Genomic DNA, 12219 nt, shown 5'->3' with positions numbered 1-12219 from the left:
GTCCCCTCCGTTCGTCTTTCAATTCTGCAGGTACTCCCACCATGGCCTCGTTACTCAAGACACTTCTTCTCGGTGCGTCGATCGCCTTGACCGGCGCCGGCGCGCATGCCGACAACACGCCCGTGCGGCTGGTCATCGGCTTTCCGCCGGGCGGCGCGCTCGATAATCTGGCGCGCTCGCTGGCCGAGGACTTGCGCACGGCCTTGGGTGAGTCCATTCTGGTGGAGAACCGGCCCGGCGCCTCGAGCCGGATTTCCATCGAAGCCGTCAAGGCCTCGCGGCCCGACGGCCGCACCATCCTGCTCGGCAGCACGCCGCCCTTCGTGCTTTTTCCGATGACCTATTCGCGGCTGAACTACGACGCCGAGAAGGACTTCATCCCCATTGCGCACCTGGCGTACGTGCCCAGCGTCATTTCCGCGGGCGCGAACCAGCCGTTCAAGACCGTTCCCGAATACGTTGCGTGGCTCAAGAAGAATCCGGGCGGCGGCAGCGTGGGGTTGACGAACCTCGGAGGCGGGCTGCATTTCAGCGTGCTGCAGTTGTCCAAGGCCATCGGCGTGCCGCTCGCACCGGTTACCTACAGGGGCGGCGCGCCGCTTGCAACCGACATCGTCGGCGCTCACGTGCCGGTGGGCACCGATGCGCTGGCCAGCCAGCTCGAGCTCCACCGCGCGGGCAAGCTGCGGATACTGGGCGTTGCGGGAACCAAGCGCGTGAGCTGGCTGCCCGATGTTCCGACCATCAAGGAAGCGGGCTACGACGCGTTCGACCGCGCCAACGCCTCTTACGCCGCATTCGTGCCGGCCGGCACGCCCAAGGAGATGGTCGTAAAGCTGGAGGCCGCCTTCGTCGCCGCCATGCGCAAGCCGCAGGTGCGTGCGCAGGTCGATCGCATGGGCCTGGAGCCCACGGGGCTTTCCGGCGCGGAAACGAAGCGGATCATGGACGAGGACCGCGTGTACTGGCGTCCCATCGTCAAGGCGTCGGGGTTCAAGAGCGAAGACTGAGGGGTGGTGGCCGACGATGCGGACAAGGCGGGCTGGCCGGTGCTCGCCGCCGCCAGTGCGGGCGCGCTGCTGTGCTTTCTCAATCTCAGCGCGCTCAATGTCGCGTTGCCCGCCGTGGCACGCAGCCTTCATGCATCGCCCACGCAGGCGAGCTGGATCCTGCTGTCCTACATGCTGGTCAGCACGGTCTGCATCCTGAGCTTCGGGCGGCTGGCCGACCTGTGGGGGCGCCGCCGGCTCTTTCTTGCCGGCCTCGCGCTTTTCGTGGCCGCCTGCGCGGCATGCGCCTTGGCACCTACGGCCGGATTCATGCTGGCAAGCCGCATCGGCCAGGCCGTGGGAGCGGCCGGCGTCATGGCCAATGCCAGCGCATTGGTGAGCGATGCGTTCGGCCGCCGCAAGATGGGCTTGGCGCTTGGCGTGCTTGCCATGGTTGCGGCCCTGGCGCAGGTCGTGGGCCCGTTGGCCGGGGGCTTCGTGGTGTCGTGGTGGGGGTGGCGCGTTCTTTTCATGCTCAACGTGCCTCTGGGGCTTTGCGTGCTGGCGTGGTCCTGGAAGGTGCTGCCGGCAAGCCCGGTGGTTCAGGCGGAGCGTTTCGACCTCGCGGGCGCGGCGCTTTCCTTCGCCGGCATCGGCTGCGTGATCTATGCGCTCTCGATGGCGGGACCCCACGGATGGACGAGCACGCCGGTGTGGGCCTTCATGCTCGCAGGCGCTGTGGCCGTCGTGCTTTTCTGCGGCGTGCAGGTGCGCGTGGCCAGCCCGTTGGTCGCCCCCTCGCTGTTCGCCGACCGGGGCCGGCGGACGGCCTACGCGGGCATCCTGCTTCTTTCGATGACGCAAGCTGCGCCCTTGCTACTGGTGGCGCTGTATCTGCAGGCTTGCGCAGGCCTGGCGGCCTCGGAGGCGGGTCTGCGCATCGCACCGGTGGCCGTGGGCATGTTGATGGCCGCGCCGGTGGCGGGCATTTTGCTGCGGCGCTTTCGGGCGGAAACTCTTTGCGTGGGCGCCATGCTGCTCGCCGGATGCGCATTGGCGTTCCTGGGCGCGCTGCTGCGCCCAGAAATGGGGGGCATGCAGTTGTCCATCGGCCTGTGGGCGCTCGGCCTGGGCATCGGCAGCTTCGTCACGCCGAATAACGCGTCGATCCTCCAGAGCGTGGCTCCGGTGCGGCGCGGAATCGCAAACGGTGTGCGGTCGACCTTGCAGAACACCGGCATCATGGTGGGAACCGCGCTCGCGCTGAGCATGGCGCTGGCGGGGCTCTCCCCGGGTTCGCAGCGCACGATCCTGGGCAACGGCGGCGCGACGCTTTCGACTGCGGACGTGGCCGCCTTTACGCGGGGTGCCAGCAGCGCGCTGTTCCTGCTGGCGGTGCTTTGCCTTGCGGGCGCGGTGCTGATCGCATACAGCCGCACACCGCACCCGGAGTGACCTCCGTGCACAATCGGCCGCATATCGACCCGCTCTCACTGAATGCGAATCCACGAATTGAAACAACGGCTGCGGGAAGCCGGCGCGGGCCCCAGCCACGAGCAGCGCATCTTGCGGCTGTGGTCGCACGCGCTGCCGCGCAACAGCGGCAGGCGCCTGCCTGGGAGCTTCTTTCCGTCGTCGCTGCTCGAAGCCCTGCCGTCCATTGAAGCCGAGCTTGCGGGGCTGGCGCGCATTCACACCGTGCACGCCGGCGCGGACGGTTCCGAGCGGCTGCTGGTCACCCTGGCGGATGGCCAGACCGTGGAGAGCGTGCTCCTGCCTCGCGAAGGCCTGTGCGTGTCTTCGCAGGTCGGCTGCGCCGTGGGGTGCCAGTTCTGCATGACGGGCCGGGACGGCTTGCTGCGCCAAGTGGGGAGCGCCGAGATCATTGCCCAGGTTGCGCTCGCGCGCATGCGCCGGCCGGTGCGCAAGGTGGTGTTCATGGGCATGGGCGAACCGGCCCACAACCTGGACAACGTGCTGGAGGCGATCGAGCTGCTCGGCACGGTGGGCAACATCGGCCACAAGAACCTGGTGTTCTCCACCGTGGGCGATGCGCGCGTGTTCGAACGGCTGCCGCAAGAACGCGTGCGCCCCGCGCTGGCGCTCTCGCTGCACACCACCAAGGCCGGGCTGCGCAAGAAGCTCCTGCCGCGTGCACCCGGCATCACGCCCGAAGAACTGGTCGACGCAGGCGAGCGCTACGCCAGGGCCACCGGCTATCCGATTCAGTACCAATGGACGCTGCTCGAAGGCGTGAACGACGGACCGGATGAGGTCGAAGGCATCGTCAGGCTGCTGTCCGGCAAGTTCGGTGTGCTGAACATCATTCCCTTCAACGCAGTGGACGGCGTGGCCTTCAGCCGCCCGTCGTGGGAGCGCTGCAAGGAGATGGCACGCACGCTGCACCAGCGCGGCATCCTGACCAAGCTGCGCAACTCGGCCGGGCAAGACGTCGACGGCGGCTGCGGCCAGCTGAGGGCGCGCGTGGGCGAGGTGCCGGTGCGGTTCGAGCGGGCAAACCGCAATCCCGCCAATCTTGTTACTCCCGCCCTTCGGCCGACGGCGCCAAACTGACTCCTGGCCGCCGACGAGCGGTGAGCAAACAGCGGACGAATCGCGCTTCGGCCACGGGGCAGGGGAGTCCGCCAACCCAGGAGATTCGAGCAATGACTGCATCCACCGAGAACGGACAGAAAGACGCGCGTTCCGCCATGAACACGCCTCCGGTCGTGTCGCCCAAGGCGTGGCAAGCGGCCTACGAGCAACTGCTGGTCAAGGAAAAGGCGAACACCCGTGCGCGCGACGCCCTGGCCGCCGAGCGCCGGCGAATGCCATGGATGGCCGTGGAGAAGACGTATGCCTTCGAAGGGCCGGCGGGCAAGGCCAGCCTGGCAGACCTGTTCGACGGGCGGCGCCAGTTGATTGTCTACCGCGCCTTCTTCGAGCCCGGCGTGTTCGGCTGGCCGGAGCACGCCTGCCGGGGCTGCTCGATGGTGGCCGACCAGGTGGCGCATGTGGCCCACCTGAACGCGCGCGACACCACGCTCGTGTTCGTCTCGCGCGCGCCCCAGCAAGAAATCGCGCGGCTCCAGGCGCGCATGGGCTGGGAGATACCGTGGTTCACGCTCACCGACAGCTTCGACGCCGACTTCGGCGTGGACGAATGGCACGGCACGAACGTGTTCTATCGCGACGGCGGCCGCGTGTTCCGAACCTACTTCCTCAACAACCGCGGCGACGAGCAGATGGGCAACACCTGGAACTATCTCGACATCACGCCGCTGGGCCGGCAGGAGGTGTGGGAAGACTCGCCCGCAGGCTATCCGCAGACGCCCACCTACAAGTGGTGGAACTGGCACGACAGCTATGCCGCCGATGCCGCGTCCGACAAGAAATGGGCCGAGGTGTCGGCTGCCGGCGAGGCGGCGTTCCGGGAGCAGAGTGCGCGCGCCAAGCCTTGACGCGGCTTGAAGGGCTCGCCGTTCTCCGCGCTACTTCGACGAGCCCTGCTTGGCCATCCGCGTCCAGCGCTGGTCGGTGTGCCTGCCCGCGTATTCGTTGTCGATCTCGTCGATCAGGGCATCGGCGTTCTTCGGGTCCACCGCCGCCAGGATCGCATCGATCTTGGCCTCCATCCGGTCGTCGCCTTCCTTCGATTGCGGAGAGCCGACATACAGAAGAAACGCCAGCCCGCCGATCTGCCAGATGAGCTGCAGGAACTCTGACTGCCAGTTTTCCAGCGTGTCTCTCGACATCTGGATCAGGTAGCCCGACATCTCCGGCGGCGCACCGAAATTCTTCTGCTCGTCCACATAGGCAAACCAGCCGAAGACCCAGTGGCCGATCAGCGACAAGAGAAAGAAGCCGAGGGTGACCCACCCATAGCCGTACAGTTTCCAGATGGATTTCTTCATGTAGTGCTTTCCGCTCGGGTTGCTTTTTCAGAGGCGTCCTTGTGGGCGCGCCGCGCACGTTCACCTCGCGTCTTGTCCAGGGCCGCATGGCTCTTCTTCGCAGCGGCCTCGCACTTTTCGTGCAGCACGGCCAGTTCCTTGTCGGTGAGCTTCTCGATGCCGATGAACTCGTCACCCGCGGCGGAGGAGCGAATCAGTTCGTCCAGCTTGGTCTGAAGCGCGACGCCATCGCGGTTTTGCGTGTTCTGGATCAGGAACACCATGAGGAACGTGATGATGGTGGTGCCCGTATTGATGGTCAGCTGCCAGTTTTCCGAAAATTGGAAGAAGGGACCCGAAACCGCCCAGGCAACGACCAGCGCGATGCAAAGCAGAAAGGCGAATGGACTGCCGGCTGCGCGCGCCGTGGCATTCGCAAAGGTTGCAAAGAACTTGTCCATGCGCAAAGGGTGCTGCATCGGCAGCGGCAGGGCGTCATCCATCGCCCATAAAACGGGGTTGAAAATTCCGCTTGAGCATGTGAGCGGCCAGCCATTTGCGGGGAGTGCTGCGCGGGCGCGTCCCGCGTGTTGCAGTAGGAAAGTACCGACCCGCGCTGGCGGCGGTTGCTGGCGCGGGCGGAAGGTGGTTGTGGCTCACATAACGGGCTCACATAGCGGCTTTCAGCCAATGGAGGTGACCCATGCACGCAAGAGCTCGTCTACTCGGCCATCCGGTACACCAGATGCTGGTGGTGTTTCCGCTCGGGCTGCTCGCCACGGCGGTGGTGTTCGACATCATCTATCTGATCGGAAACAGCCCGGTCATGGCCGCGGTGTCCTACTGGATGATCGCGGCAGGCCTTCTCGGCGGGCTTCTTGCCGCGCCTTTCGGAACCATCGACTGGCTGGGCATTCCGGCAGGCACGCGGGCCAAGCGCATCGGCGCGATGCACGGCGGCGGCAACGTGCTTGTGCTGCTGCTGTTCGCGCTGAGCTTTTTCCTGCGCGACAGGGACTACGCGCCGGGCCTGGCGCAAATGGTGTGGTCCTTTGCGGGTGCGGCCATTGCAATGGTCACCGCCTGGCTAGGCGGCGAGCTGGTGGACCGGCTGGGCATAGGCGTCGATGAAGACGCGAGCTTGAACGCTCCCAGCTCGCTGAACAAGCGGCATGTGGTGGCCGGCAAGTAAAGGCATCAAGCCGGGGTTCGCTCGGCCATATCGGCCGACAGCACGGCTTGCAGCACCTGGGCCTCTTCCACCGGTTTCACGAAGTGGCCGTCCATGCCGGCACGCCTGCTCTTTTCGCGGTCTGCCGGCTGGCCGAACCCGGTCAGCGAAAAAATCTTGAGAGGCGCTGCATCCCCCAGTTCTTTTCGCAACAGCGCGGCCAGCTCGTAGCCGTCCATCACGGGCAAGCCGATGTCCAGAAAGACGACCTCCGGCTTGAACGACGAGGCAAGCGCCAAGGCCGCGGCCGGGTCGTAGGCCACCCGCGCGTCGTGCCCGTGTTCCCGGAATATCGCGCCGAGCAGGTCCGCGGCATCCTGGTTGTCGTCGACGATCAACACCTTGCGGCGAAGCACGGCGCCTCTCGAAAGCGCAAGCGCCTCGGGTGCGATGGCCTTCAACTGGTCGCTGGAAGGCAGCGGCAGGCGAACCGTGAATTTGCTGCCTTGCCCCGGCCCGGCACTGTGGGCTTCTACGGTGCCGTTGTGCGCGGCAACCAGGCTCTTGACCAGCGCCAGGCCAACGCCGAGCCCGCCCGCAGCGCGCTCGATGGTTTGCGCCCCCTGGTAGAACAGGTCGAAGACCTTGGGCAGCGCGTCTTCTTCGATGCCCCGCCCGTTGTCGGTCACGGAGATGACCACGTCTCCTTCTTCCTGCCGTGTTTCCAGATGAATGACGCCGCCCAACGGGGTGTAGCGCGCGGCATTGGTCAGCAGATTGCTGATCACCTGCGCCAGTCGCGTCGGGTCTCCATGCCAGAGCATCGCGCTGTCCGGATAGACGGCATTCAGCGTGTGCTGGCGCTGCTCCATCAGCACGCTCACCATTTCGACGGCCTTTGCAAGCACCGATGCCAGCTGAACCGTTTCTTCGCGCAGCGTCAACTTGCCCCGGGTCACGCGCGACACGTCCATCAGGTCGTCGACCAGCCGGATCAGGTGCTGAACCTGGCGGTGGATGGCGTCCTGCTCCTTCGAGGTCTTGAGGTCTCCGCGCCGCTTCATCAACTCGAGCGCAGTGACGATCGGCGCCAGCGGATTGCGAAGTTCGTGCCCGAGCACCGCAAGAAATTCGTCCTTCGCGCGGCTGGCGCGTTCGAGATCGCGCAGCAGCGCTTCGCGCTCGGCGCTCGCCCGCTCCTGCCCCCGCCGTGAGGCGACGAGGTCGGTCACGTCCACGGCAATCAGCATCAGGCCGTACAGGCGGTCGACCCGCTTCAGCGGCTGCACACTGAGCTTGAAATAGCGTTCATCGAGGCGCCCGCTGCCGGCGCGCTCGACCAGGGTCAGGTGCTCTTCGGCCACGTAGGGGCGGCCCGATTCGAAGGCCTCGTCCAGGATGCGCAGCGTGTCGTCACGCGCGCAAAGCTCGGGCAGTGCCTGCGCGTAGGTTTTTCCTTCAAGGTCGAACTTGCCCACCATCGCCTTGTAGACATCGTTGGCCAGTTCGAACCGGTGCTCGGCGCCCACCAGCAAGGCCGCGGCAACTGGCGCCTGGCGAAGCAGGTCGTTTCGTTCGCTCTCGGCTTCTTCGCGCGCCACGCGCTCCGTAACGTCGCGCGAAAAGCAGCGCGTGTAGCGCAGCACCCCGTTTTCGAAACGGCCGTTCGACTGGATGAGAACGTGCTTGATGGCGCCGTCCTTGCAGACGAGGCGGGCCGGATAGTTGCGCAGCGTTTCCCCCGCGCTGAGCCGCTTGAGAATGTCCTGGATCACCGGCTGGTCGAGATGAAAACGCGTAATGTGCTGGCCGATGTATTCGTCGGCGCTGTAGCCCAGCAGCTCGAGCTCCGCCCGGTTGGCCCAGAGGATCGTGCCGTCGGCCGCCACCTGGTGCAGGCCTTCCGCGGCGTTCTCGGCGAAGTCGGCCAGGTCGCGCTCGCGCGCACGCGTGGATTCTTCCGCCTGGCGCCGGCGCAGCACTTCGTCGTCCAGCGACAGCACCTTTTGCTGGAGCACCGCGATCTCGGCGGGCGCCATGATGGCCGTGCCGCCGATGGGAATCACCCGGGAATGCGCCTGGCACACATGGCGGAATACCGCGGCGTGCGCCGTGCCCGGGAATACGGAGAGCGGATAGCCGCAAAAAAGCTCGAACTCGCGCCGGGTGGCAAGTCGGTTCCAGTAGCCCTCCAGCAAGAGCGCATCTTCATGCTTGCCGTCGGCGCAAAGCAGAGCGACCAGCTCGCCGTAGATGCGGAGCTTTCCGCGGCCTTGCAGGGTATCGAGCAGGCCTCCGACCAACTGGTTGAACAGGCGTTCGTCGGGCTTGTCGTTCAACACGATTTGCCCCAGCGCTTCCGCGGCGTCCACGAAAACGATGTTGTCGTCGGGGCCAACCCCGGACAGGCGCATGCGGAAATTGCGGCGATGCGCCTCGGTGGCAAGAATCAGGGCGCAACCGCCTTCAGCCAGGGCTTCGGCCAGAAAGTCGGCTGCCGACGCGATCAGGATCTTTTCGTCGTCGTAGAACTGCACCTGGTGGGCGCAAGATGCGCCGGTGTCGCTGGCAGGGAGAAGATGGGCGCTCATGGCGCACATTTTCAGGCCTGCTCGACTCATCGGCATACATCACAGGACACTGTCCGACACGCGCTTTACACGATAGGGCGCTCCGGCCCCCACCGAATGCCGGACGCGCGTGCGTCCGGCGCTTTCCAAATCAGCGGATCAGCAGTTGCCCTTTTTGGCCTGTCCTGGCGGGCATTGCTTTCCGTAGCCGCCACCACCGTGTCCCGGGCCGTCGGTGTAGACAGCGCAGCCGCCGAGCACTGCGGTTGCGAAGAGTGCAGCGAGTAGTTTCTTCATGGGGAGCCTTTCGAATTTTTGGAGTTCGAGCTTAGCTGTCTTGCCCTGCCTTCCAACGGTCGCCAGGGGTTTCTCCGTGTAGGACTTCACGACGCGTGGCTCCGATCGGATGCGGAGCGCCGCGCGGCAGGAAACCCCGGGGATCCGGCACATTTCGGCAATCTCGCCCGGAACCTGTTCGGCCGGCCGTGCTTTCCGAAGAAGACCTGCCCGATGATCCGGCCGCACGTGCATGCGGCGCGGAAACGTGTTGCATCTCTTCGAACAACGCGGGCGCGGAGCCCGCCCACAGGGATGGCCTATGCCGAAACAATCAACACACCACATCGCGCGGAGAAGCGGGCGGCTGGCAAGTCGCCTGGCTGTATTGGGCGCCTCCGCGGTGCTGGCGGGCTGCGCAGTGGGCGTCGGCTTCGGCATTCCGCTTGCGCCGGGGGTGTCGCTCAGCGTCGGCGTCGGGCCCGGCGGACCCAGCCTGGGCCTGAGCACCGGCTGGGGGCCGCTCGGCGCGGGCATCAGCGTGAATCCTCGCGGCCAACTGGTCGGCAGTGCGGGCGTGGGTATGGGCGCGGGACCGGTGGGCGTCGGGGTCGGCCGCAGCGTTGTGCTGCACGACCCGCAACCGCCGCTGGCCTACGCGTTGCCGGCGGCGCCCGCCTATGGCGGCGGCCAGCCCGGCGATCCCGTGGCGCCCTGAGGTTTACACGCCCGTTGCGGCTCAGGGCTGGAAGCCGGACCGGCGCACCACCGGCTCCCATTGCTGCCGAAAGGCCTTGAGCATTTGCACGGTCTCGGCCTGCGTGCTGACGACGGGCGTGATGTACGCGGCGTTGGCGGCCTTCTGCAACGCCGGGTCTTGCATCACTTCGCGAATTGCCGCAGCCAGCAATTGCACCTTGGCGGGCGGCATCGTGGAGGGCGCGAAGAAGGTGTTCCATCCGTCGGCATCGATCTTCATGCCGGCCTCGCGGAAGGTGGGAATGGCCGGCGCGAAGCTCACGCGCTTCTTGCCCGACACGGCCAGGATGCGGATCTTGCCGGCCAGGTGCTGGGCATAGAGCGAGTCGAGCGTGTCGATGGCAATCGGCAGGCTGCCGCCGCTCAGGTCGGCCGACAGCGGCGCCGATCCACCGTAGCCCTTGATCTGCGGCTGCACGCTGAGCGCATCGCCCACCATCAGGCCGAAGAAGTGGGGCAGGCTGCCGGTCGCCGGCACGCCGAACACGGCCTCTTCCGGGTGCGCCCAGAGCCGCCCCACCAGGAACATCGCGCGGTCGAGCTGCAGCTTGTTGCCCACGGCCAGCGCAAAGTCGTAGCTGCTGACCTGCGACACCGGCACAAAGTCCTTGTCGGGGTCGTAGCCGGCGTCCTTGAACACGAGCGGCGCCACCACCATCACCGCGGGGTTGCCTAGCATCAGCACGTTCTGCCCGGCCGGTGCGCGCTTGACCTCCTTGGCCGCCAGCCGGCCGCCTTCGCCAGGGCGGTTTTCCACCGTGGCTGCCACGCCGAGCTTGGGCCCCAGCCGCTCGGCCACCAGGCGCGCGACACGGTCGGTGCTGCCGCCGGCGGTGTAGCCGACCACGAGCGTGAGCGGGCCATCGAGAGCGGGTGCCTGGGCATGGGCGAGGGGAGCGGCACAGGCGCCGAGTGCGAGGCACCATGCCGTGAGCTTTCGGCGGGAAAGAAAAACAGACATGGGTCCTCCTGCTGCGTTATTGGCGAACGGGTGCGCGCAGGTTTTCACGGCGACAATCGCCGGCCCGCTTCGTTTCAACCCGTGTAATTTGTTACTGGGTTATACGCAGGCAACAATCAGTTGATCTAATCCATCAATTGCCAACTGAGGCGTCCGAGTCACACTGCGCCGTCGCCTCATCACACCCGTTAGAACCTTTCCATGCACGGCACGCAAGGTATGCAAGCTTTTCCCGATGCAGGCGCCTTGCGCGCGCCCAGTTCCCTGGACGACCTGCTGCTGTATCGGCTCTCGCGCGCGGTGCGCACCAGCAGCGGCATGGCCACGCGCCTGGTGGAAGGCGGCTTCGGCATCACGCGACGCGAATGGGGAATGATCGCCACGCTCGCGCAGCAGGGCGAAATGCGGTCTTCGGCGCTGGCCGCGCATCTGCACCTGGACCGCGTGCGCACCTCGCGCGGCCTGCGAGGCCTGGTCGAAAAGAAGCTGGTGGCGCGCCGGCAGGACGCCGACGACCGGCGCGAAGTACATGTGCGGCTGAGCGCCTCGGGCCGGGAGCTTTACGAAAAGGTGTTTCCGCGCATCGCGGGGCTCAACACCGATCTGCTCGAGGGCATCGAGCCCGCGCACCTCGACATCTTCTTGCAGTGCCTGCGGCACCTCGAAGAGCGCGCGAATGCGCTGAGCGCACAAGGCGCGGTGGTGGAAAAGGCCAACCGCCGCTCGGGCGGCACGCGGCACCGGTGGCCGGAGTCCGGCGCGGCTTAGTGGCCCCGGCCCGGCGCGCCTTTGCAGGCGAACCGCGGAGTTCGGCTTCAGCTCTCCGGCACGATAAAGCTGGGATGCCGCGCGCAGATTTCCGGCAGCGAGCTCAGCGTGCCTGAGAGGTGCTCGCGCAGCGCCTTCTGCGCGCCGGCACTGTCGCCTTGCGCAATGGCGCGCACGATGGCGCGGTGGTCGCGAAGAATTGCCTCGGTCTTGCCCGCGGTGGGCAGGTGCAGGCGCCGCAGCCGGTCGACGTGGCCTGAAACGCGGCTCACCATGTCCCACAGGCTCGGCACACCGGCGGCCTCGTACATCAGGTGATGAAACTTGCGGTCGGCGCCGACGAAGTCGCTGTATTGCCGTTCCGCCGCCAACGTTGCCTGCAGCGCGATTTGCGTTTTCAGCTGCGCGACAAGCTCGGGCGTGGCCTGTTCGGCCAGCTGATGCACGATCTCGAGCTCGATCGAGCGGCGCAGAAAGTGCGCCTGCCGGGCCGCGTCGATGTCGATGCGGCTGACCAGCGTTGCGTGCTGCGGAAACACATCCACCAGCCCTTCCTCGGCCAGCCGCAGCAAGGCCTCGCGCACGGGCGTCTGGCTCACGCCGAACCTGTCGGCCAGCTCTTGCCGAACCAGCACCGTGCCGGGCACGAGTTCAAGCGAAAGAATGGCATCGCGCAGCTTCTCGAGTACCTGTGGTGCTGCGAGACGCGTGCGGTCGAGTCGGATCCGGGTGAGGGCGGTCATTCGCTGGAATTCTCGCTTTGCTGAACTGATATATTAGTGTTTTAATGTAGTTGATTCCACAAAGGCCACTGGTTCAGCCATCCGGTTCA

The 12219-nt window shown here is 66.2% G+C and carries 13 protein-coding genes; 7 read left to right on the top strand and 6 right to left on the bottom strand.

What is annotated here, in order from left to right; all coding sequences use genetic code 11:
- Positions 1-41 precede the first annotated feature (41 nt).
- The 4 genes from V9K97_RS14515 (at position 42) to V9K97_RS14500 (ending at position 4450) form a co-directional block, all read left to right on the top strand.
- A complete protein-coding gene (locus V9K97_RS14515; RefSeq protein ID WP_337318856.1) occupies positions 42-1010 on the top strand; it encodes a Bug family tripartite tricarboxylate transporter substrate binding protein in 969 nt (322 codons plus the stop codon).
- A gap of 6 nt (positions 1011-1016) precedes the next feature.
- The gene (locus V9K97_RS14510; protein ID WP_337318853.1) at positions 1017-2444 is read left to right on the top strand and encodes an MFS transporter; all 1428 of its coding nucleotides are present in this window, start codon (positions 1017-1019) and stop codon (positions 2442-2444) included.
- Between the two features lie 42 nt (positions 2445-2486).
- Positions 2487-3563 carry an RNA methyltransferase gene (locus V9K97_RS14505; RefSeq protein WP_337318851.1) on the top strand — a complete coding sequence of 359 codons (1077 nt, stop codon included), beginning with the start codon at positions 2487-2489 and terminating at the stop codon, positions 3561-3563.
- Between the two features lie 92 nt (positions 3564-3655).
- Positions 3656-4450 (top strand): DUF899 domain-containing protein, encoded by a 795-nt coding sequence (locus V9K97_RS14500; protein WP_337318849.1) that lies wholly within the window; start codon positions 3656-3658, stop codon positions 4448-4450.
- A 30-nt stretch (positions 4451-4480) separates the two neighbouring features.
- On the opposite strand, the gene V9K97_RS14495 is transcribed toward V9K97_RS14500, so the two are convergent.
- Positions 4481-4903: a DUF6766 family protein gene (locus tag V9K97_RS14495; protein WP_258505531.1), complete on the bottom strand. Its 423-nt coding sequence runs from the start codon at positions 4901-4903 to the stop codon at positions 4481-4483.
- Positions 4900-5343, bottom strand: coding sequence for a low affinity iron permease family protein (locus V9K97_RS14490; RefSeq protein WP_258508342.1), 444 nt, complete (start codon positions 5341-5343; stop codon positions 4900-4902). The genes V9K97_RS14495 and V9K97_RS14490 overlap by 4 nt, the downstream gene beginning before the upstream one ends.
- Before the next feature lie 242 nt (positions 5344-5585).
- Between V9K97_RS14490 and V9K97_RS14485 the strand changes: the two genes are divergently transcribed.
- Positions 5586-6074 carry a DUF2231 domain-containing protein gene (locus V9K97_RS14485; RefSeq protein WP_258505532.1) on the top strand — a complete coding sequence of 163 codons (489 nt, stop codon included), beginning with the start codon at positions 5586-5588 and terminating at the stop codon, positions 6072-6074.
- Between the two features lie 5 nt (positions 6075-6079).
- Here V9K97_RS14485 and V9K97_RS14480 read toward each other — a convergent pair whose 3' ends face one another.
- Positions 6080-8644 carry an ATP-binding protein gene (locus V9K97_RS14480; RefSeq protein WP_337318846.1) on the bottom strand — a complete coding sequence of 855 codons (2565 nt, stop codon included), beginning with the start codon at positions 8642-8644 and terminating at the stop codon, positions 6080-6082.
- 138 nt (positions 8645-8782) lie between these two features.
- Positions 8783-8920 (bottom strand): hypothetical protein, encoded by a 138-nt coding sequence (locus V9K97_RS14475; RefSeq protein WP_337318844.1) that lies wholly within the window; start codon positions 8918-8920, stop codon positions 8783-8785.
- A gap of 301 nt (positions 8921-9221) precedes the next feature.
- Between V9K97_RS14475 and V9K97_RS14470 the strand changes: the two genes are divergently transcribed.
- Complete coding sequence (locus tag V9K97_RS14470; protein ID WP_337318842.1) at positions 9222-9617, top strand: hypothetical protein; 396 nt, start codon at positions 9222-9224, stop codon at positions 9615-9617.
- A gap of 21 nt (positions 9618-9638) precedes the next feature.
- Here V9K97_RS14470 and V9K97_RS14465 read toward each other — a convergent pair whose 3' ends face one another.
- Positions 9639-10619: a tripartite tricarboxylate transporter substrate-binding protein gene (locus tag V9K97_RS14465; RefSeq protein ID WP_337318840.1), complete on the bottom strand. Its 981-nt coding sequence runs from the start codon at positions 10617-10619 to the stop codon at positions 9639-9641.
- A gap of 219 nt (positions 10620-10838) precedes the next feature.
- On the opposite strand from V9K97_RS14465, the gene V9K97_RS14460 reads away from it, so the two are divergent.
- Positions 10839-11387, top strand: a complete 549-nt coding sequence (locus tag V9K97_RS14460) for a MarR family winged helix-turn-helix transcriptional regulator (RefSeq protein ID WP_337318838.1) — start codon at positions 10839-10841, stop codon at positions 11385-11387.
- A gap of 47 nt (positions 11388-11434) precedes the next feature.
- Here V9K97_RS14460 and V9K97_RS14455 read toward each other — a convergent pair whose 3' ends face one another.
- Positions 11435-12130: a GntR family transcriptional regulator gene (locus V9K97_RS14455; RefSeq protein WP_258505536.1), complete on the bottom strand. Its 696-nt coding sequence runs from the start codon at positions 12128-12130 to the stop codon at positions 11435-11437.
- Positions 12131-12219 lie beyond the last annotated feature (89 nt).

This window comes from Variovorax sp. CCNWLW186 (assembly GCF_037203865.1).
Classification (GTDB): domain Bacteria; phylum Pseudomonadota; class Gammaproteobacteria; order Burkholderiales; family Burkholderiaceae_C; genus Variovorax.
This window is presented reverse-complemented; position numbering and strand designations above follow the sequence as displayed.